The organism is Kineobactrum salinum (assembly GCF_010669285.1).
GTDB classification, from domain to species: domain Bacteria; phylum Pseudomonadota; class Gammaproteobacteria; order Pseudomonadales; family Halieaceae; genus Kineobactrum; species Kineobactrum salinum.
The window spans coordinates 1,505,242-1,526,395 of sequence record NZ_CP048711.1; the positions used below are offsets into that span (position 1 = coordinate 1,505,242).

Consider the following 21,154-nt stretch of genomic DNA (forward strand, 5'->3'; position numbering starts at 1 on the left):
TAATGGCTGTTCCCGGATAGCAATTAGTCCGATACGACTATTAATTATGCAGATTCGGTGAAACCAGCGGGCGCACTGTTACTGGCCCCAGGTTCTGCGCCAATCCTGTGGACTGCAGCCAGTGAGACGACGGAAGGCCCGCGAGAATGCCGAATGGTCCTCGTAGCCGACAATATCGCCGACCTCCGAAACAGAGTGACGATTGTCCTTGAGCAACAGCTTGGCCGCATCGATACGCTTGCTGATGCAATATTGCATGACGGTGATGCCGTTCATGGATTTGAAACCGCTCTTCAGCTGGGTTTCCGAAATGCCCAGTTGCCGCGCCAGCACACGCAGTGACGGTGGCCTGGGGTATTCGCTGCTGAGAATAGTACGGGCGCGCAGAATCTTTTCTGCATAGGGCAGGTCCAGATCCAGCGGCCGCCGGTCGATGAAGGTCTGGCTGTTCTTCAGGATCTGCAGGCCAATGCAGAGCAGCTCGCCAGACTTCGCTGCCATCCAGGGACCCAGCAGCGACCCCGAGACCGGCAGATTAAAACAGGACCAGATGGGCTCGCGATGCACATCATCGAGGAAGAATACCCGCTGTTGCACCTTTTTCTTCCTGCCCGCCAATGTTTCCACGAGCCAGGCCGGATAATCGTCCGGCGTCTCCCGCATCCGTTCCAGCAGGCCCGACAGCGTGGCGAAGACCACAACATGCCGGATTGGCACACCGGTCTTGGGCACCCGGTAAGTAATCTCCCGCTGTGGCACGACAGTGACGATCAGCGCAGGGCCGAGGTCGTGATTGTGCCGGTGACTGCCAACGAATTCCGAACGTTTAATGCTCGACACAAACTGGAAGCTGATCAGGTCCGAGACCTGATTGCGGATGATGAGTGGCGACTCCAGGGTGCACTCATTGATCTCTATCATCTGGTGCTCGCTGATCCGGTAACTCAGCGGTGTACCCTGGAAACCGGCCATCGCCGGATCGTGAATCGGATTCTGATCCGGTGTCGACGAAAAGCGGGTGAGCCGCTGCGCGTTCCTGAACATTGGTCCCAGGCTCGCTGCGGAGATCTTGTCCGGATCCGTATCCAGGGCCAGAGGCACAACAAACTCGTCGCCGTAGTACATCTTCCGCCCCGCTCTCATCACGTCATCCCTGCTTAGCACATCAGAGCCCATCAGCCTGTCCAGTACAAGACCGGCCAGCGAAGGCATACCCACAGGCAGACCCCAACGGGCCATGTCGATCCAGGCGGCTGGGCCTGTTCGATCCAGACTAATGCGGCCATGAGCTGGCTTGCTTACCTTGCTTACCTACCTTGCTCGCCTGACTTGCTCACCTACCTTGCTCACCTACCTTGCTCGCCTGACTTGCTCGCCTGACTTGCTCGCCTGCCTTGCTCGCCTGACTTGCTCGCCTGACTTGCTCGCCTGACTTGCTCGCCTGACTTGCTCGCCTGACTTGCTCGCCTGACTTGCTCGCCTGACTTGCTCGCCTGACTTGCTCGCCTGACTTGCTCGCCTGACTTGCTCGCCTGCCTTGCTCGCCTGCCTTGCTCGCCTGCCTTGCTCGCCTGCCTTGCTCGCCTGACTTGCTCGCCTGCCTTGCTCGCCTGACTTGCTCGCCTGCCTCGCTCGCCTGCCTTGCTCGCCTGCCTTGCTCGCCTGCCTTGCTCGCCTGCCTTGCTCGCCTGCCTTGCTCGCCTGCCTTGCTCGCCTGCCTTGCTCGCCTGCCTTGCTCGCCTGCCTCGCTCGCCTGCCTCGTCCGCCTGCCTCGTCCGCCTGCCTCGTCCGCCTGCCTCGTCCGCCTGCCTCGTCCGCCTGCCTCGTCCGCCTGCCTCGTCCGCCTGCCTCGCTCGTCTGGCTGCTTGGTGGATCAGTATAGGGATTATAAAAGCCCATTTTCAAGATTGCAGATTGCGTGCAGCAGGCACTCGCAACCGGAACCATCTACCCATATAGGGTGCGCTGACGAAGGAAGCGCACCATCGCTCCTCCGAAGGTATAACGCGAACCCGTAGCTGTTGATAGCCAGGACTCGCAGGCGTCGATGGCCGGGGCCCGCAGGCATCTCCCGCCGGTGCGTTTCGTACCTCAACGCACCCTATGCCTTCAACCGGCACCAGGCAATCCACCGCGTGCGAGCTGCGATCTGCTGGCCTCTCAACACCATCGGAACCGTCCACCCATATAGGGTGCGCTGACGAAGGAAGCGCACCATCATCCATCCATGTGTAATGCGAGCCCGCAGGTGTGAGGGTGTAAATAATTCTGTGTAACCGCCAGGGTTATACATAGTCGCTAATGCGATCCTCGAACTCGATCATAAACCGGTTCAAGGCCGTCCGCCAATTCCGGATTGGCATCGTCCATTTTTTCGACGCATCCATGATCGCGAGATAGACCACCTTTCGCGCGGAGTCGTCAGTCGGGAACAGCTTCCGCTTCTTGATCGCCTTGCGGATAACACTGTTCAAGGACTCGATGGCATTGGTCGTGTAGATAGCCTTCCGAATGTCCTCCGGGTAGCGGAACAGCGTGTTCAGATTGGGCCAGTGGTTGCGCCAGGAGCGGCTGATATGGGGGTATTTATCGTCCCAGCGCTCCGCGAACTCGTCCAACGCCTGCAGCGCCTCTTCTTCCGTGGCTGACTGGTAAATGCGCTTCAGGTCGGCGGTCACGGCCTTGTAGTCTTTCCACGGCACGTACTTCATCGAATTGCGAACCATGTGGACAGTACAGAGCTGGACCTGAGCCTGTGGGTATGCCGCACTGATGGCATCAGGGAAGCCCTTGAGCCCATCCACGCAGGCGATGAGAATGTCCTTCACCCCGCGATTCTGGAGCTCTGTGAGGACACCGAGCCAGAACTTGGCGCCCTCGTTCTCGGAGAGCCACATGCCCAGCAGCTCCTTGTGGCCCTCGAGGTTGACGCCCAGGGCCAGATAGATCGCCTTGTTGATCACCTGCTTGTCCTGCCGGATTTTGACGACGATGCAGTCCAGGTAGACGACCGGATAAACGGGGTCCAGTGGCCGTGACTGCCATTCAATCACGCGCTCAATGACGGTCTCGGTTACCTTGGAAATCAGGGTGGGCGAGATGTCGGCGTCGTACATCTCCTTGAACGTGGCGACGATCTCCCGGGTGGTCATGCCCTTCGCGTAAAGGCTGAGGATCTTGTCGTCCATCGAGGTGAAGCGGGTCTGACCCTTCTTCACTAGCTGCGGCTCGAAGCTGCCATCGCGATCACGAGGCGTGTTCAGCTCAAACTGGCCGTCTTCGGTCTTCAGGGTCTTACTGGTGTGGCCGTTGCGGCTGTTGGTATTGTCAGAGGGCTGGTGGCGCTCGTAGCCCAGATGCTCATTGAGTTCGGCATTCAGCGCCGCCTCAACGGTGATCTTGGTCAGCATCTGGCTAAACTCGTTCAGGTCCTTCTCGGTTTTGAGGCCCTTCGCCGCCTCGCGTGCGAAGGCTTCCAGTTCTTTCTTGTTCATCTTGCCTATCCTTACCCTGTCAGGGTTCTATGATAGGCGGTTTACACAGTTTTATTTACAGGCTCGCAGGTGTCGATAGCGAGCAATCACAGGGGTTGGCGGTCGGTGCGTTTCGTGCCTCAACGCACCCTATGTGATATGGGTAGTGAGCTCTTCCCCTCGTCGGCCATTCCTTCGGCCATTAATCCCATCATTGAGCCCGTCACTGATTCCCTCGCTATTCCCTCATTGCTCAAGTGTGACCAGCGGAGTAAAACCACCGTAGATCAGGCGCATGCCGTCGAAGGGCATGGGATTGTGTTCCGGGCTCATGCGCGGGTCTGACATCAGCTCTTCCATCTTCGCCATCGCGGCGTCGCGGGTGCTCTTGTCCGGCCACTCCACCCAGGCAAATACCACCGCCTCGTCCTCCTTTGCCTGCACCGCGCGACGAAAATCGGTGACCTTGCCGTCAGAGACGTCATCCTCCCAGCATTCCAGAATCCGGGTCGCTCCCTGCTCCATGAACACCTGGTCCGCGGTGCTGGCATGGTCGGCAAATGCCTGCTTGTTGGCTCGGGGTACCGCCAGCACAAAACCGTCAATATAGCTCATTGTTTATCTCCTTTACCCGCCAGGGTATTGATAGGGATTTATCGGAACATCAGTCAGTCCAGCGCCAGCTGGCGTACCGGCCGCACTTCAACGCTGCCGATACGTACCGGCGGAATCTTTGCCGCCTTTTCCAGCGCCTCATTGAGGTCCCGGGCTTCCAGCAGGTAGAACCCCGCCAGTTGCTCCTTGGTTTCTGCAAAGGGACCATCTGTCACTGCCACTTCGCCATTGCGGACTCGCACTGTAGTGGCAGTTGCTACCGGCTGTAGCGCCGCGCCCGCTAACAGGTGACCGCTGTGCTGCAGGCTTTCCGCACAGGCCATGCATTCACGGTCGTCCTTCCCGGCCAGCAGGGCCTCGTCCCCGTACACCAGACAAAGGTATTTCACAACGTTCTCCTTCCGGGTCGCAGAGGTCGCGATACTTGCCTTGCGTTATCTGGTCGAAGGCCGGGGGCACATTTCGACAACAGCAGAAAATAACGAAGGAAAAAATCTGAGGACGAAGCCGGAGCCGGCCGCTCCGCCGGCAATGCCTGCGCTATCAACCGCCGGAGAGAGCCCCACCACCAGCAAAGGCTCCCTGCCCTCGGCCACTGGCCGGGGCAGCGGATCGTCCGGGGGAATATCGGAGATATCTTCATTGCAGGCGTAGAGACGGATGTAGGCCCGGCGCTTGCCGCTGCGCTGATCACGGATAGTGCCTCGCAGCGCGGGGAAGCGTGCCTCCAGCGCATCCAGAAGTTGCCGCTGGGTCGCGGTTTCAGCGAATTCAAGGCGCACCGGGCCGTCGATACGCGCCAACCGCAGCAGTGGCGCAGGCAGGATGATCTCAATCATGGCAGCACCTGCACTTCCACCGACAATACCGCGGGCAGGTGGGCCGCGATGGTCTGCCAGTGATCGCCACTGTTATTGGAAGCATATACCTGGCCGCCGGTGGTGCCGAAGTACACACCGCCCGGGCTCAGGGTGTCCACCGCCATTGCATCGCGCAACACGTTGACATAGCAGTGCTGTTGCGGCAGGCCCTGGGTCAGTGCTTCCCAGGTTTCGCCGCCACTGCGGCTGCGGTAGACCCGCAGCTTACCTTCCGGCGGATAATGCTCCGAATCGCTCTTGATCGGCACCACGTAGAGGGTCTCGGGCTCGTGGGCATGCACGGCGATGGGGAAGCCGAAGTCGCTGGGCAGGTTGCCACTGACCTCGCGCCAGTTGTCGCCGGCATCGTCACTGCGCATCACGTCCCAGTGCTTCTGCATGAACAACACATCGGGACGCGTAGGGTGGGCGGCGAGGCGGTGCACACAGTGGCCCACCTCGCCGTCGGGATTGGGCATCTGCTCTGAGTGCAGGCCGCGGTTGATGGGGGTCCAGCTCGCACCGTAGTCATCGCTGCGGAAGGCGCCGGCGGCGGAAATGGCCACGGTAATCCGCCCGGGTTTTTGCGGATTCAACAGGATGGTGTGCAGGCACATGCCGCCAGCACCCGGCATCCAGTCTCTGCCGGTGCCGTGCTGGCGCAGTCCGGGCAGCTCCTCCCAACTGCTGCCGCCGTCCCGGGTAACAAACAGGGCCGCGTCCTCCACGCCTGCGTAGACGGTATCCGGGTTTTCGGGACTAGGCTCCAGATGCCACACCCGCTTGAATTCCCAGGGCCGCATGGAGCCGTCATACCACTGGTGCTCGCCCACATCACCGCGATAGACAAACTCGTTGCCCACTGTGTCCCAGGTCTTGCCACCGTCATCCGAGCGCTGTATCACCTGGCCGAACCAGTCGGTAACCTGGGACGCATAGAGCCGGTTCGGGTCCGCCGGGGAGCCTGCGATATGGTAGATCTCCCAGCCACCGAACAACGGCCCGTCAATCTGCCAATGCTGCCGGCTTGCATCGGAATGAATGATGAATCCGCCCTTGCGCGTGCCCACCAGCACCCGTACTGTGCTCATATCGACCTCCTTCCCCTCGGGTTCTTCGCCACCTAGTGGTGTATGATTCCGCCCTATAGCATAGCCGACCCCACCAACTTTGCGCGGCTTGCCGCCGCCGGGAGTGAGCCATGGCCAATCTGTCCAGCGACGAATTGCTGCGCTACAGCCGCCATCTGGTCATGCCCGAAGTAACCCTGGCAGGGCAGGAGCGGCTGAAGGATGCCCGTGTACTGTGTGTAGGCGCCGGTGGGCTGGGTTCCCCCCTCACCCTGTATCTCGCAGCCGCGGGTATCGGCACCCTGGGCCTGGTGGAGTTTGATGTGGTGGATGCCAGCAATATCCAGCGCCAGGTACTGTATTCCAGCGCCGACGTTGGCCGCCCCAAGCTGGAAGCGGCAGTGGAACGCCTGGCGCAGCTCAACCCTCACATCCAGCTCATCCCCCACCCCGAGCAGTTGACCGCGGACAACGTCACGGCCATTGCCGCGGGCTACGATATTCTGGTGGACGGCAGCGACAATTTTCCCTCCCGCTACCTGCTAAACGATGCCGCGGTGCTGGCAGGCAAACCGCTGGTCCACGCCAGTGTGTTTCGTTTCGAGGGCCAGCTGAGTGTATTCGATGCCGTTCGCGGACCCTGCTACCGCTGCCTGTTTCCGGAGCCGCCGCCGGCCGAACTGGTGCCTTCCTGTGCCGAGGGCGGGGTAATGGGCATGCTGCCGGGCATTCTGGGGAGCATGCAGGCGCTGGAGGTGGTGAAACTGATTCTCGACCGGGGACAGACACTGGTCGGGCGTTTGCTGCTATTTGACGGCCTCGCCGCGAGTTGGCGGGAGCTGCCGGTGAAGAAGGACCCGCAGTGCGCTATCTGTGGAACCCAACCTTCCATATCAGTACCTGCCGCACCACCGGCAGCGTGTGCCGATAGGCCGGATAATACGGGGACGACGGAAGTGCCACTGGTATCCGTGGAGGAAGTGGCGGCCCGTATCACTGCCCAGAGGCCCTGCGCCTGATCGATGTGCGCGAACCCCAGGAATATGACATTGCCCATATTCCTGGATCGCAGCTCATTCCGTTGGCCGAGTTGCGACAGCGACTGGAGGCACTGGACCCTGCTCAACTCTATGTCATCACCTGTCACCGCGGGACACGCAGTGTACAGGCGTGGCGCGTGCTGCAAGCGGCAGGGTTTGCTGAACTGGAGGTCCTGGAAGGCGGGGTCAATGCCTGGGCGGAGCGAATTGACCCTGATATGGCGCGCTACTGAGCGAGGCTGAGTGCTAGCCAGAAGCGACCGAGTGGCAACTACGCCGATTGGGGGCCGTCATCTGGCTACCCGGTCGGGTCCGATCGGCGACGCCCCCCAGCTGGTCGGCACCGCCCAGGCTCTCTACTAAAGACTAAAGCGCACACCGGCCTCAAAGGAACGTTCCGGACCCACGTAGATACCCTGGCGCAGACCAGTGATGTACTGCTTGTCACCGATATTCTTCACTGCGCCGAAAAAGGTCAGGCTGTCGCTCACGCGGTACTGCGCCATCAGGTCAAACACCGTATAGCCCGGCATTCTGCCTCCCCAGATACCTCCGGCAGCGTCGTCCGGAATATCGACGCGGTTGCCCGGGTCGCCAAACTGCTCACCGCGATGGTGCGCAGTCAACGCGGCACTGATTTTGTCGCCGCTGTAATTGAGCGCGATGTTGGCCAGATACTTGGGCGCGTAGGGCAGGCGGTTGCCACGGTTCTCGCCGGATCTGAACTCCGAATCCGGCACCCAGGTCGCGTTGCTGTCAATGCTGAAGCCACCACCCAGCTCATATCCCAGCATCAGCTCCATACCGCGGTGCATCGTTTTGCCGGCGTTGGATTGGGACAGGTTCGGATCGCTGTTGCCGGTCACTACCTGATTGTCAAAGTCCAGGTAGAAGGCCGCAACCTCATAGGCCAGTGCGCCTTGGGATCCACGAATGCCAATCTCATAATTGTCTGAGCGCTCCCCGTCCAGATCCTGATCGGTCAAGCCGTCCAGCGCGACCCCGTTGGAGGCCGGCGAGAATGCCCGGTATACACCACCGTAGAGCTGGGCCGACGGTGTCAGCTCAAAGGTGGCACCGACACCGGGCAGGAACTCGGTGTTGGAGGTCGATTCCGACGCGTTGTTCTCGGTCAGGATCACGCGCTCCTGTTCATAGGATTCGATCCGCAGGCCCGGCGTGACAGCAAATCGCTCGCTGATGACGAAGCGGTTTTGTGCATAGCCGGCGACACTGTCGGCCGAGTCGACTCTGTGGCGGTCGTTGATACCGGTGCGGTCCGCCTCGCGGGTGGCGCGGATGCGGGTGTCGTCAGACTCTTCCGTCATGAAGCGCAGCCCGAATTCCGCCTCGTTGGCAAAGCCGAACAAGTCGTGGTCCAGCGTCAACCGGGTCTCGATACCATAGCGCTCGAATGAGCGGTTGTTGCCGGTCAGATCGTCTGTATAAACCCAGCGGCCCGCGGCATTGGAAGCCGGCGTGTCAACGCTGTAGCGCCAGTAATCCCGGCTCACCTCACTCCAGTACGCCAGCGTTTTGAGCGTAGCACGATCACTTATCCGCCATTCGTAGTTGAGATCAAAGCCAAGCCGGTCAGTGAGGAAGTAGTCGTCAGGGGCCGGATTGTAATCGCGCCCGGCGCGGTAATCCTCCAGCAGCAACCCACGGTAGGAGATGTTCGCGTCATTCTCGTACCATGAGAACTTCAAGCCCACCATGTGGGCCTCGTTGAATGCGATACCCGCCTTGGCCATGATATCGCTCATTTCGTAGTCTTTATCCATGAAACCATCGCTGCGGGCATGGGTGGCGACAATGCCTGCGAAGGCGTCCCCGGACTCGGTGCGGCCACCCGCTTCCACAGTCCCCTCGCGGGTATTGAATGAGCCCACCCGGGCAGATACTTTTACGCCATCGTCCGGTGTTTTGGTCTGGTAGTTGATCACTCCGCCAATGGTGGAAGGACCGTAGCGCAGCGATGCAGATCCCTTGAGCACCTCGATGGAATCGACCCGCTGAATACGCGGATTGAAGTAGCGCTCATTGCCGATGAACAGGCCGGGCGCCACCGGCACCCCGTCTTCGAGAATCAGCGATTTGGACTCGCTGGCAGACAACCCGCGAATGCCCACGTTGGACACAATCGCCGTCTCCTCCTCGCTTTTGGCGTTGATCCCCGGTATCCGGCGCAATGCATCCTCGGTGGACATGGGTTGAATCAGTTCCAGTTGCTCTCGATCGACAATCACTACCGAACCCGTCAACCGGGTCAGATCCTCGAGACGTTTGCCGACGACCTCGATAACGGGCATCGGGGTTTCGCGCTCGGGTGCGGACTGGCCCAGAGCGGCAACTGGCAACAGCGCTGCGGCAACGGCGGCCGCCAGGCGTTCACGGGGGAAACGGGGGCGTAGGGTCATACAAGGCTCCTTGGCAAACAGCAGTATCTTGTTGTGGCTGAGGGAATCAGGCGCGCGCACCTGCTTGCACCCCGCAATAGCGAGGAGTCTAGTTACTAATGCTAATAAGTGTCAATTAGTTTTGAGAATCGTTATCGTTACTGTTGGCTTTATGGCCGGTGCGCATGGCGATCTGGACGAGTTGACAAAATTCTTATTTAGTTTATTTTAATTATCGTTAAACGATAATTGTTTGTTCTTTTAAGACATCAAGAGGCTTCCCATGGACCCGCTTCAAAAAATTACCCGCACCAGCAGGATGCTGGAACAGTTGTGTCTTCTGTTCCTGTTGGCTCTCCCTTTTTATCTGGCACACCACTGGCTACTCCCCAGGAAGCCTGGATCGACGGCATGCCTTTTGGTTCGGACAGGATTGCAACGGGGTCCTGGCCTCCCCCTGCGCACAAGCAAATGGTGGGGATTGTTATCAGCTTCGTTCCGGGCGCATTCATCGCCGCCGCGCTTTGGCGTCTCCGGCAACTGTTCCAGTTGTACGCGAGGGGAGAATTTTTCTCCGGTAACACCGTGGCGCTGTACAGCCGGATCGCCGCTTCAGCCCTGTGGTTCATCGCCACCCTGATTGCGGCACAATCGGCGCTGAGTGTCGCCATGTCCTACGACACCGGGTCGCCCCACATCTCTCTCAGCTTCACTCACGCCCACGCCTTCATGCTGTTTGGTGCGATTCTGCTGCGGCTGGTGACCTGGATCATGGCAGTGGGCCACGAGCTTGAAAACGAAAACAGATCTTTCGTCTAGGAGCGGTCTCATGCCCATCATCGTTCGCCTGGATGTTCAGCTATCGCTCAACAAAATGAAATCCAAGGACCTGGCCAACCGTATCGGGATAACCGAGCAGAATCTTTCACTCCTCAAGTCAGGAAAAGTGAAGGGCGTGAGATTTGAAACACTGGAGAAGATCTGTGCCGCCCTGAATTGTCAGCCGGGAGACATCCTGGAGTACTTCGCCGGCGAGGACAACAATGGCAAAATATAATCTGAACACCAGCAGCGGCAAGATGCCTGCCCTAACCGGAAGCTCCAAGAAGCATCATTACAATAATGGCGGCAGGGAGCAATTGGCCCAGGGTAATGCGCGTGCCTGGGCCTCAAACATCTTCACATCGAAGAACATGGAATGACTGAAAACGAGGGTCGGCGCCTCCTCCGGACCTTGCTCGATGTAATGAATTTCTGTCCCGTTCACTTCTATATAGGACATCGCGATCTACTCTCCCTCACTTTCCGCCAGAGGATCTATCAAAAATCTCATGATTTCAGGAATAGCTCGTTCAGGTGCTTCAAGAATGACGCTGTGTCCGACGCGAGGCAGACGAATGTGTTTTACATTCGGTAATCCATGCGCCATCTCATCCGCCCATTCCCCGGGACGCACCTTGTCCTCCGCGCCCGAAATCACAAGGGAAGGCGTCGGGATCAACGGCAAACTATCCACAACACCCGATCGGTAAACTACCCCTCTCATCGCTGGCCACAGCGCGAGTGGAAGCGCCTGCATTCTGCTGCGCCAGTATTCAACAACGTCAGATTTGGCTGGATCGCTCCGAGTCGTTTCACCGAACATGATCGCCAGTAATATCTCGAGATGTTCGCCGACGAAGCCGGCTGCCGAGGCCGCGTCCAAAAAACCTTCCACGAACGCCAATTGTTCAGGGGGTTCGCCACGCGCCGAGGTGCCCAATAACACCAAAGAATGAAATAGCTCGGGCCGGCGGGCCGCCAACCTGAGAATGACATCGCCCCCCATGGATTGCACAACCGCATTGACCTGTTTCAGCCCCAACGACTCGATGAAGGCTTCGATATCCCTCGCCAGGATATCCATATCGATGACCTCTGCCGTAACCGCGGCGCTTCGTCCCTGTCCTCGAAAGTCAGGTCGGAGAACGCGGTATCTTCCCTCCGCAACCTGTGCCAGTTCATCAAACATGGTTCCATCCAGGAACAGAGAATGGAGACACAACAATGGCGGCAGGTTTACAGCACCATTGTCTCTATAATATAACGTGGTTCCATTGACACCGATGGTTGGCATGTTTCCCTCCTGGAAAACGCTGGTTGCAAGTCATTATTCGAAGCGTCACGGGTTACAGGGGAGCACAGTCCGAGTCCGCGCTACCATCCGCCCCTTTCCAACCATGCCTCCACCATGGGTAGCCGGTCTGCTCCCCAGAACATCTCATCATCTGTAACAACCGTAGGCGAGCCGAAAACACCGGCCCGGACAGCAGAAGCGGTTTCCTCGCGCAGCGCTGTCTTGATGGCCCCACTCTTGAGGGCCGTTGCGACCTGTGATTCGGGAAGACCGAGATCGGCCACAACCTGAAGCACTGTACTCACCTCGGAAATGTCCCTCCCCTGTGCCCAGTGCGCTCGATACAGAGCAAGCACCAGATCTTCGACGTTTCCCGGCGAGCTCTCACGCACCCAGAGAACAGCGCGCGCCGGGGCCAGTGAACTGAATCCGAAACGTGCCTGATCCGACATCCCAAGGCCATGATATCGGAGGAATCTTTTAATGTCGTGAAGCAGGTAGGCACCTTTCAGTGGTGTCTCCAGTGGCGGCTTCAGTCCCATGGTCTCCATTACCGTCACCTGCAACAGGAACGGATGCCAGTTCACACGACGCCCGAAGCGGCGTGCAATCGCCCCGATGCGCTCAGCACCAATCCAGCCATAGGGCGATATGAAGTCGAAGTAGAAATCGATCGTCACGCTTCCTCCACGTCTCGCGCCCCACCGAGCAGTTGATCACGGAGTGCGAACTTCTGGATCTTGCCCGATGCTGTCTGCGGAAAGCTGTCGAGAAAATGCCAGCTCCTTGGCACCTTGAAGCCCGCGAGCCTGGCGCGACAGAACGCCTCCAGCGCCGCGGGCTCGATTTGCTGACCCTCGCGTAAAATGACGCACGCTGCTACTGTTTCCCCCCAGTCGGGATCCGGCAGACCGACTACCGCCACGCTGGCGACCGCCGGGTGAGTGAAGAGCACATCTTCTATTTCCCTGGGGTAGATGTTCTCTCCTCCGCGAATGATCATGTCGCGCAGCCTGCCGAGCACGCGGCAATAACCATGCTCATCCATGCTGCCGATATCGCCGGTGTGAAGCCAGCCCTCTTTATCGATTGCGGCATCCGTGGCCTGAGGATTGTTGAAGTAGCCGATCATTACCCCGTAACCGCGGGCACAGATCTCACCGGAAACGCCAATCGGTACGATACCGCCCGTGGTCGTGTCAATGATCTTGATGTCAGTCTGTGGAAGGGGCTTACCGACCGTTTCGACCCAAGCGGGGTGCTGATCCCTCACCACCGTATGCGTCAGATAGGGTGATGCCTCCGTCTGCCCAAAGCCGATGGCAACTTCTGCGCCGGTAATGTCTCGCGCCCTGCGTACCAGTTCTGCGGGCACGGGAGCGCCTCCAAGCGTTACCAGCCGCCAGGAACTGAGAACGCGGGGTCGGTGTTCCTGCTCTTCCAGCATTCGGAACAGCATGGTGGGCACGCACAGCATCATTGTTCCGTGTTCCTGCTCAAACAGATCCAGCATGTGTTCCGCGTCAAAGGCTGGCGCTATGACATGCGTCCCCCCGGTATGCAGGGCTCCCAGTGTCACCAGGCCACACCCGGCCGTATGGAACATCGGCATGGCGTTGATCCATACGTCTGAGGGACCCCGCTCAATGGCTTGGGCGTAAAAACGCGCATTGTTGCTCAACCCCCGGTGGAGAAGACAGGCCCCTTGGGGAAGCCGGTGGTCCCGGAAGTGTACTGAATCTGCGCCAGATCGCCTGCTTCAACTTCAGGAAGCGTACCCAACTGTGCCGAAGCGAGAAATGCATCCCAGGTAGAGAGAGGAATGACAACATCGAGATCCGGCAGCTCAGCGCGGACCTCCTGCAGAACCTCGCCCAAATCACGGCCGCGATGACAATCCTGCAGGATGATGCCGTGCGCACGCGATTGGCGAAGTACGTATTTCAGCTCATGGGCCAGATAGGCCGGGTTTACCGTCACCAGTACCAGACCCGCCAGCGACGCGCCGAATTCGATCAGAACCCACTCCGGGCTGCTGGCGCTCCATATCGCGACCCGCTGTCCCGGCTGAAAATGTTGCAATAGCGCGCTTGCGACTTTTCGCGCCTCTTCCGCGAGTTCGGCATAGGTCCAGGTGCGCCGCGCCGCGCGCTCAATCTGGCCATCGACAAGCGCGATTTTTTCGCCAAATTGTTCCGCCGCCTTCAGCAACGTGGCGCCAATCGGCTCTTCGACAAGCGGAATATGTTCGTCGCGGATAAAATGGGAGGTCGCCAATACTTTATTCTTGTCCAAACCTGCACCGGGCATACTGAAACTCCCTCCGCCAATGCGTCCAGTTGGCCACTACGGACCTGTCGCACAATACACAAATGTCGCTTCACAGCGATTAATCTTCGAACCTGGAGCCAGCTTAGCACTGCGCGACGATATGTCAATATTTGAATTTATTTTATTATATGAATTATATTCTGGTCGTCACGAGACGTTCAGCCCGCCTATCTCACCCGCCACGCCCGCGCCTCCACCGGACGGAAGGCGTACCAGTGCCGAGTCAGCCCAATGCCGCCTCAACTACGCAGTAACCATCATCCTGTCGATCCAACCTGCAGCGATAGCTTTTGTATCAGACCACTGGCTTTGAAGTCGAAAGCGTCCGCACCAGTTTCGCCTTGCCAGTCGACCCGTACTCCAGCGTAAAGCCCTCCGGGTCAATCAACTTTACCCGGGCACGGAACCTGAGCGTGTTCTGCAGAATTTCTTCCAACCGCAGCTTCAGGCTCTCACGGGGTTCGTCGGCAACATCCGGCTTCAGGCAGACTTGCACTTCGACGGGCGCCTCAACCACGGCCGAAGGGGAATGGCGGATGATTTGAATGTCTCCGCTGACGAGATCCGAACTGCGCGCAACGACGTCCCGGACAGCATTCGGGAAGACGTTGACGCCTTTCACCAGCAGCATATCATCGATACGCCCAAGAAATTCGATCCTGGGCCCCGGTCGGCCACAGGGGCACGGGTCCGTGTAGACGCGGATAAGATCCTTGTCGCGCCAGCGGACAAGCGGCTGACACTCCTTGACGAGACCAGTGAATACGACCTCGCCCTCTACGCCATTTTCCAGGGGTTGGGGCATCAGGTCACTGTCCAGAACTTCCATCAAGGCATTGTCGCTGGAGAAGATGTGAATTCCATTGTGTGCTTCACACGAAACCCCCAGCGGGTTGTTACATCCCGTACCGCCAGACATGTCATAGACTTCGGCACCGCCAAACCCCTCGGACAGTCGCTGCCGTATTTCCGGTATGCTACCGCCTGGCTCGCCGAAGACGAGCATTTTACGGATCCCGAAATCCTGTGTTCGCCAGCGTGTTTTCTCCGGCACCGCCTTGATCAGATGCAAACCGTAAGACGGTGTACACATGATAAAATCGGGCCGGGTATCAATCGCCGTCTGCGCAAACCGTTCAGTCTTCGCCAGGCCACCGATCGGGATCACACAGAATCCGAGGTTGAGCATGGCATCGACGGACGGGATACCCACAACCCACATGCTCATCACGCCCGCAAACAATGCACGATCACCCTGCGCCAGCCCCATCCTGGCCGCCATACGTGCAAAGTGCTCTTCGGACACTGCGCGGTCGCGCGCCGTGTAACCAATGTAGGTGGGGGTACCGGTGGTGCCTGATGATGCGCTGATACGGTTGATTGCCGACACCTCACAGGTGACGTGCATTCCGAAAGGGTGTCTCAGCTCATCGCGAGACCGCTCCTGGCTGATCCGCTCTTCCTCCTTGTCGAAAAACGGATAGTTCGCATAATCATCCCATCCGCGAAGGCGGTGAGGATTGACGCCGGCGGCCTTGAACTTCTGCCTGTAGTAAGGCGATTGTTCGTAGACACGGACAAGTTGCTGCCTCAACTTCGAGAACTGAAGACGACGCAGATCCTCGTCGCCAAGATGATCGACATCAGAATGATGTAGAACTTTAGTCATAGGATTGCCACTGTATTTACAAAGCCTGTCGAATTTCTCTTCGTACTGAAGCACCGTATTGTCGAAGCGCGTCCAGGTCTCCCGACACCCGGGCCTCATAAACCAGGGATTTCACCAGTGCCACCGCGGAGGGCGGCGCCAGCGCGATCCTGCGAGCCAGCTCAAAAGCGAGCTCCCAAACCATGCCATCGGGCACTACACTATTGACCAGACCCACTTTATCCGCCCACCCAGCATCCTTCCAGTCGCCGGTCAGAAGGAGCTCGATTATATAGTTCGCGTTAAGCCTTCGAGCGGCGAGAAGCGGGATATCGACAGGCGGAATACCGAGGCCAACCTCCGGCAATGCGAAGCGCGCTGACTCCCCACAAATAACCATGTCGCATGCCAGCACCATCGCGACACCTTCACCAACGCAGGGACCGACAACACCGCAGACAATAGGCTTCGTGATCAATGCTGGCTGCAGGAATTCCAGATCGAGGCTGTCCGCATTAATAACCCCTTTTTGCGCCGCGTCAATCATATCCAGATCACCGCCAGCGCAAAATGCCTTACCATGGCCCGCAATGAGTATCGCTTTGACATCCGCGTTGGCCTGGTGTGAATTCATGGCGACGTTGAACAAACCGTACATTTCCGCAGACATCGCGTTCCGCTTGCCTGGCCGGTTCAGCGTCACCACCCCGACACCATCGCGTACGCCACACTGTACAGGCGTCTCATCAGCAGCAGTCGCCCCCTCATCGGATTTCGCATCCACGATTGTCATCCAGCACATTTTCCATAAAATGATAATTACCTTGAAATCCTAAAATACATTTGTTGAAATGTCTACAGGTCATTTTAACATTTCATAAATTGCCGGGAAACGCATAATGGAATGCCGATGAGGCTCAACTCAAGCTACGTGCAATTGGTCGTAGATGTCTTGTCAGGTATCCTCAAATTCATGGACTACAAGCAGGCATACGATCTTGACGAGGGTGAGCATGGAAAAAGTACACGACACTGAAAATAGCGTGATAGCGAGCATTCTGCGCGAGGGCAAACGCGGTAGCGTTCACCGGGGAAAGCTGCAGCTTGGGACCCGCGCTACAGGGGCGGACATCGCCATCAGTTACATCGTGGTCCTCGGAGCGGAGGCCGGACCGACCCTGTGGATCAACGGACAGGTACACGGCACAGAGGTTTGCGGGATCGTCGCCGGGATGGAATTCTGTCGTAATCTCGATCCGGCATCGCTTAAAGGTTCGGTGGTTTTCACCGCCAGTGCCAACCCGCTGGCTCTGGAAAGCCGGACATGGGCCACGCAACAGGACTTCGGCCAGAATCTCGATACACTCTTCCCCGGACGCTCAAACGGCTTCATAACCGAGCGGATGGCCGCCTGCCTCATGGCCGAGATTCTGGCTGTAAGACCGGCGCTTCTGCTCAGCATGCATGCTCAAGGAACTGATTTTGAGAGCCAAATCTATGGCGTCTACAAGCTGCCTCCGAACTGCGTCGTCGAACCAAGCTACCTGTACCGGTTGCTGCGGGTGTTCAACCCTTTTGCCATCTGCCATCAAAGCGTGCTACCAGGGTCTGGAGAGCATCCCGGCAATCATGCGGGAGCTCTGGACTATCTCGCACTGGTGAATGGAATTCCGGCATTCATGGTTGAGTTCGGCGTAGCCCAGCGCGCCACACCTGAAGAAGTGCAACTCGGCATTGCCTGCTACCGTAATATCTGTGTGGAGCTGGGCATGCTCGAGCGGTCAGACACCGCCGCTTTCATCACAAAATCCCGGCTGGTAAATGCACGCGGCCATCTGAATGTCGACGTTGGAGGCATCTGGCAGTCACCGCTCAAGAGCGGCGCTGTCGTGAAAGCCGGGGACCCGATCGGTACCATCACGGATTTTACAGGCGTAGTGCTGGCTACCGTTACGCTGCCGATGGACATACTGTTGATAGCATTGCGCCTGGATCCTGTTGTCCACACCGGCGACAGCGTGGCCTATATCGCAAGCGAGTGGTCAGAGCTGACCTTCGGCTAGGTCACAAGGTGCTTGCCCATCGACGCAAACGACCACCTTTCCTATGACAGTGCGACTGGCGAGCCGCGCCAGTGCCTGTCCACCCTTGTCCAGCGGATACACCTTGTCTATACGGGGACAGATGTAACCTTGGGTCCACCAGTCGAGCAATTTTTCCAGATTGCGCCGATTGTGATCCGGCTCCCGTGCAATAAAGCCGCCCCAGAACACGCCGCAGACGTCACAGGATTTGAGCAGGGGCAAGTTGAGGGGGAGGCTGGCTATACCAGCCGGGAAACCCACCACGAGAAATCGCCCCTTCCAGGCGATGCTGCGCAATGCCGGCTCTGAGTAGCAACCGCCAACCGGATCATAGATCACATTCGCCCCTGTCGGACCCACAGCTTCTTTAAAGGAGCGGGCGAGCTCTCTCATTGATTCTGCGTCCAAGGGGCCACGGCGGTAAATCATGGTACGATCTGCGCCGGCCTCCACGGCAGCGGCGGCTTTTTCTTCACTGGATACGGCGGCTACTACCTCGGCCCCCATCGCCTTGCCGATCTCCACAGCTGCCAGGCCCACACCGCCGGCGGCCCCGAGAACAAGCAATGTCTCCCCCGGCTTCAGCCTGCCCCGATCCGCCAGTGCATGGATCGTCGTTCCATATGTGAAGAGCAGTGCAGCACCCTGCAGCAGGTCCAGCTGGTCCGGCAATCCAATCGCGTTGCCCGCATCCACGATAGCATACTCAGCCAAACCGCCATCACTGCCCAGCATGGCCAGGAGACGGTCGCCGACCTGCCATCCTGTAGCGCCTTCTCCAATCGCGTCTACAAAGCCGCTGATCTCGCAGCCGGGCGCGAAAGGGCGCGGGGGCTTGAACTGGTACTTGTCCTCTATCACCAGCAGGTCGGGATAGTTGATCCCGCAAGCCTTCACACGAACACGCAGTTGCCCTTTGCCAGGTTGGGGTACTGGAATGTCGGAAATTGCCAGTGTCGTGGGATCACCTGGTTTCACCGATAGCAGTGCTTTCATCTTTGTTCCTCAAGGCACCCGCCACCCGTCCCGTGTTTTCCCGCCCTGCTCTGAACGTGGTGGCGATGAGCTTAGCTACCGAACTTCACACCCGGCTCCACTAGCTCGTCGATATCGTCGGCTGGGCAGGTTTCAGATGGACCGATTGCCAGGCTCCGATCGCCACGCATGCCGCCCCAACATCAGTGCCGGGGGTGCCAGATAGAGCAGCGCCAGTTGCAGTGCCGCCGTCTGGCCAACCCATGGCACCAGATAGTCGCTGAGCGCGCCGACCATTAGAGGCCCCACGCCAAAGCCGACAATATTCAGCACCAGAAAGATCAGGGCAGTAATCATTGCATGGACCGTGGATGGCAGCGTCTGCTGCGAATAGCTGATGATAGGCGCAGCACATGCCGTGACCAGGGACGCTGAGACTGCGAAGCAACCGAGTATTACCGCAGGTGAGTGACTAAGGAATGTGATCACGGCAAAGGGCGCGCTCACTGCGAATAGCGTGGCGGGTATCCACAGGTTCCACAGCAGATCGCGACGGCTCAACCTGTCGGCGACGATGCCTACCACGATGGTAAGGACGAAGCCGCCGATGCCGTTGATCGCCCCGATGTAGCCGCCAGCTTCGGTCTTGGTCATGCCGTAGGACCTTATCATCAATGCCGGCAGCCAGGTCATCATGGCTGCAGAGGCAAAGACTGCCAGTCCGCTGCCGAACACATACCAACGCACTGCCGGAACACCAATGATTGTGCCCAGTGACTCCCGGAAGCTCAGATCCACCTTCTGCGTCCTCACTGCCCGCACAGGATCCCGCAGGATAGCCAGAACCAGCAGGCTCAACAGAATCGGAACAATTCCCACTACAATGAACGCCGTACGCCAGCCGTAGTATGTCGCGATCCATCCACACACCCACAGCCCGACAAACGATCCTACAAAGAATCCGGATTCAGTGATCGACAATGCGGTAGTTCTCTGCGCGGGAGGATAGACGTCAGCGAGAATGGAATGGGAAGCCGGCACGCACGGAGATGCGCCGATACCAATACCGCAACGCGCCGCGGCGAGCTGCCAGAAATTCTGTACAAACCCGCATAGAACTGTCATCCCTCCCATGACCATCAGGGCCATCCCGATCAACCTGCTGCGGTTTGACCGGTCGGAGACAAAGGCCATGGGGATGCCGGCAAGCACATAGACTGCCACGAAGGCAAATCCGGAAAGAAAGCCCAGCTGCGCATCGCTCAACGCCAGATCGTACTTGATATCCTCCAGCAGAATAACGATCGATAATCGATCGACAGCATGTATTATGATTATCAGCGTAAGGATCAGCAGGGTGGCATGGCGGCGAATCGGCTTCATTTCCTGCTGGCAATCCCATCAACGGAGAGGAGCGCACCGGCCACAACAGGGGACAGCCCTTCGATTCCCGTGGATGCAGGACCGGGATCACTCAGGCTCTCCATTCTTGCATTCAGATTATCGAGCCAGTTATCCAGATTCCATGCTCCCTCGAAGTAGGTTTTGATTTTAACGAGATCGCCTGTATCAACGCCCGCGCGATTGAGTGTAGCCGCCAACCGGCGCATGACCACCCGTGATTGATTGGCGATATCTGTTGGATGCTGGACAGCGCCGGTTGCATCCAATGGAAATTGGCCGCTGGTAAAAACAAGATCAGCGCAGCAGAGCGCATCCACAAACGGCCATTCCACCTCCCCGGCAGGAGCGACAGCACAACCGTATGCAGCTTTTTCCGCCGTCGAACTGGAATTTGCGATCACTTCAAGCTCCACGGCAAAGTCGGGGGTGGCATTGCCGGGTACAATCGCGGCATGGTATGTAGCGGGCACACCATGAAAGTATTGGGCAATATTACGCTCGATTCTTGCGCGTTCTTGCGGGCTCAGCTCAGCGGAGTAGTAGACGTAAAGCCGGCATACATCGCGGGAGTGCGCATCCAGCTTGCCGAGTGTCGCGCACAAATCGTCGCAGACATCCGTCGCATCGTATCGAACCCGGCTATTTGCGAACACCCAGTCACCGCGCCGCACGCCACGTACCATACCTGTATCATTCCTGACACAAGCGCGCTGCCCACTGACCGCAATAGCGTCGATTTCGACCTCATGGCCAACAGTGGCAAAACTGGGAACGCGGGTCATCACAAGTAACGTGTCGCGGCATTCCGGGAATTCCTCGAGGATCATCTTGCGATAGCTCGTTTCATTGACTACCGAATCGCCCAGGTAGAATACTTGCAGTTGCGCCAGATCGGCCAGGCGATAATCGGTCCTGGCGACGAGCTCATAGACACTGCGCATGCACGTGACCGTCTGCGCAACGATATCGCCCGGGTTGAGCACCTTCGCCTCTGCACCGATATCCATTTGCCCATTGGTGAAAAGCCAGTCACCGATGGAGACCGCGCGACTGATCTTGAATCCCGCTACTGCCCGTTTTACCATCGGTGAGGTACCGATATATTGGCGTATCGAGGTTGTTTTCCTGTTACTCATCTC

At 58.4% G+C, this 21,154-nt stretch carries 21 protein-coding genes and 1 pseudogene; 5 read left to right on the forward strand and 17 right to left on the reverse strand.

The features are described 5' to 3' along the window. Positions 1–78: 78 nt before the first annotated feature. From G3T16_RS06415 to G3T16_RS06440, 6 genes are all read right to left on the reverse strand, one after another. Positions 79–1,239 carry a helix-turn-helix domain-containing protein gene (locus G3T16_RS06415; protein ID WP_163494331.1) on the reverse strand — a complete coding sequence of 387 codons (1,161 nt, stop codon included), beginning with the start codon at positions 1,237–1,239 and terminating at the stop codon, positions 79–81. Positions 1,240–2,285: 1,046 nt separating this feature from the next. Continuing rightward, a complete protein-coding gene (locus G3T16_RS06420) occupies positions 2,286–3,494 on the reverse strand; it encodes an IS256 family transposase (RefSeq protein WP_163494015.1) in 1,209 nt (402 codons plus the stop codon). Between the two features lie 225 nt (positions 3,495–3,719). Continuing rightward, positions 3,720–4,088 (reverse strand): DUF1428 domain-containing protein, encoded by a 369-nt coding sequence (locus G3T16_RS06425; protein ID WP_163494332.1) that lies wholly within the window; start codon positions 4,086–4,088, stop codon positions 3,720–3,722. Positions 4,089–4,141: 53 nt separating this feature from the next. Then, positions 4,142–4,477, reverse strand: a complete 336-nt coding sequence (locus tag G3T16_RS06430; protein ID WP_163494333.1) for a YciI family protein — start codon at positions 4,475–4,477, stop codon at positions 4,142–4,144. Positions 4,478–4,522: 45 nt separating this feature from the next. Beyond that, entirely contained in the window at positions 4,523–4,927 is a 405-nt protein-coding gene (locus G3T16_RS06435; protein ID WP_197911934.1) for a MoaD/ThiS family protein, read from the reverse strand. After that, a complete protein-coding gene (locus G3T16_RS06440; protein WP_163494334.1) occupies positions 4,924–6,039 on the reverse strand; it encodes a WD40/YVTN/BNR-like repeat-containing protein in 1,116 nt (371 codons plus the stop codon). Before G3T16_RS06440 ends, G3T16_RS06435 begins: the two co-directional genes overlap by 4 nt. 110 nt (positions 6,040–6,149) lie before the next feature. Here G3T16_RS06440 and G3T16_RS06445 point away from each other — a divergent pair, with 110 nt between their 5' ends. Beyond that, a complete protein-coding gene (locus tag G3T16_RS06445) occupies positions 6,150–7,037 on the forward strand; it encodes a HesA/MoeB/ThiF family protein (RefSeq protein WP_163494335.1) in 888 nt (295 codons plus the stop codon). 5 nt (positions 7,038–7,042) lie between these two features. Next, positions 7,043–7,291 (forward strand): rhodanese-like domain-containing protein, encoded by a 249-nt coding sequence (locus G3T16_RS06450; protein WP_197911935.1) that lies wholly within the window; start codon positions 7,043–7,045, stop codon positions 7,289–7,291. A 126-nt stretch (positions 7,292–7,417) separates the two neighbouring features. Here G3T16_RS06450 and G3T16_RS06455 read toward each other — a convergent pair whose 3' ends face one another. Continuing rightward, on the reverse strand, positions 7,418–9,478 hold the full coding sequence (locus G3T16_RS06455) for a TonB-dependent receptor family protein (RefSeq protein WP_163494336.1): 2,061 nt from the start codon (positions 9,476–9,478) through the stop codon (positions 7,418–7,420). A 390-nt stretch (positions 9,479–9,868) separates the two neighbouring features. Between G3T16_RS06455 and G3T16_RS06460 the strand changes: the two genes are divergently transcribed. Both G3T16_RS06460 and G3T16_RS06465 read left to right on the forward strand, forming a co-directional pair. Further along, a complete protein-coding gene (locus G3T16_RS06460) occupies positions 9,869–10,276 on the forward strand; it encodes a DUF2975 domain-containing protein (protein ID WP_269473292.1) in 408 nt (135 codons plus the stop codon). 10 nt (positions 10,277–10,286) lie between these two features. Continuing rightward, a complete protein-coding gene (locus tag G3T16_RS06465; protein ID WP_163494338.1) occupies positions 10,287–10,514 on the forward strand; it encodes a helix-turn-helix domain-containing protein in 228 nt (75 codons plus the stop codon). A gap of 57 nt (positions 10,515–10,571) precedes the next feature. On the opposite strand, the gene G3T16_RS06470 is transcribed toward G3T16_RS06465, so the two are convergent. From G3T16_RS06470 to G3T16_RS06495, 7 genes and pseudogenes are all read right to left on the reverse strand, one after another. Then, positions 10,572–10,739: an alpha/beta fold hydrolase gene (locus G3T16_RS06470; RefSeq protein ID WP_163494339.1), complete on the reverse strand. Its 168-nt coding sequence runs from the start codon at positions 10,737–10,739 to the stop codon at positions 10,572–10,574. Positions 10,740–10,745: 6 nt separating this feature from the next. Then, a complete protein-coding gene (locus tag G3T16_RS06475; RefSeq protein ID WP_163494340.1) occupies positions 10,746–11,573 on the reverse strand; it encodes an alpha/beta fold hydrolase in 828 nt (275 codons plus the stop codon). 80 nt (positions 11,574–11,653) lie between these two features. Further along, positions 11,654–12,253: a 2-hydroxychromene-2-carboxylate isomerase gene (locus G3T16_RS06480; RefSeq protein WP_163494341.1), complete on the reverse strand. Its 600-nt coding sequence runs from the start codon at positions 12,251–12,253 to the stop codon at positions 11,654–11,656. After that, positions 12,250–12,705, reverse strand: coding sequence for an AMP-binding enzyme (locus G3T16_RS23015; RefSeq protein ID WP_408610744.1), 456 nt, complete (start codon positions 12,703–12,705; stop codon positions 12,250–12,252). The genes G3T16_RS06480 and G3T16_RS23015 overlap by 4 nt, the downstream gene beginning before the upstream one ends. Positions 12,706–12,750: 45 nt before the next feature. Further along, positions 12,751–13,883 (reverse strand): annotated as a pseudogene (locus G3T16_RS23020) (class I adenylate-forming enzyme family protein); the annotation flags it as partial. A gap of 316 nt (positions 13,884–14,199) precedes the next feature. Beyond that, positions 14,200–15,573 (reverse strand): phenylacetate--CoA ligase family protein, encoded by a 1,374-nt coding sequence (locus tag G3T16_RS06490; RefSeq protein WP_163494342.1) that lies wholly within the window; start codon positions 15,571–15,573, stop codon positions 14,200–14,202. Positions 15,574–15,589: 16 nt separating this feature from the next. Further along, complete coding sequence (locus G3T16_RS06495; RefSeq protein WP_163494343.1) at positions 15,590–16,345, reverse strand: enoyl-CoA hydratase/isomerase family protein; 756 nt, start codon at positions 16,343–16,345, stop codon at positions 15,590–15,592. Between the two features lie 220 nt (positions 16,346–16,565). On the opposite strand from G3T16_RS06495, the gene G3T16_RS06500 reads away from it, so the two are divergent. After that, complete coding sequence (locus G3T16_RS06500) at positions 16,566–17,615, forward strand: M14 family metallopeptidase (RefSeq protein WP_163494344.1); 1,050 nt, start codon at positions 16,566–16,568, stop codon at positions 17,613–17,615. On the opposite strand, the gene G3T16_RS06505 is transcribed toward G3T16_RS06500, so the two are convergent. From G3T16_RS06505 to G3T16_RS06515, 3 genes are all read right to left on the reverse strand, one after another. Beyond that, positions 17,595–18,632, reverse strand: a complete 1,038-nt coding sequence (locus G3T16_RS06505; RefSeq protein ID WP_163494345.1) for an NADPH:quinone oxidoreductase family protein — start codon at positions 18,630–18,632, stop codon at positions 17,595–17,597. The two genes, G3T16_RS06500 and G3T16_RS06505, sit on opposite strands and share 21 nt — an antisense overlap. Positions 18,633–18,764: 132 nt before the next feature. Then, positions 18,765–19,994, reverse strand: coding sequence for a spinster family MFS transporter (locus G3T16_RS06510; RefSeq protein ID WP_163494346.1), 1,230 nt, complete (start codon positions 19,992–19,994; stop codon positions 18,765–18,767). Beyond that, the gene (locus G3T16_RS06515) at positions 19,991–21,151 is read right to left on the reverse strand and encodes a RidA family protein (RefSeq protein WP_163494347.1); all 1,161 of its coding nucleotides are present in this window, start codon (positions 21,149–21,151) and stop codon (positions 19,991–19,993) included. The genes G3T16_RS06510 and G3T16_RS06515 overlap by 4 nt, the downstream gene beginning before the upstream one ends. Positions 21,152–21,154: the final 3 nt, after the last annotated feature.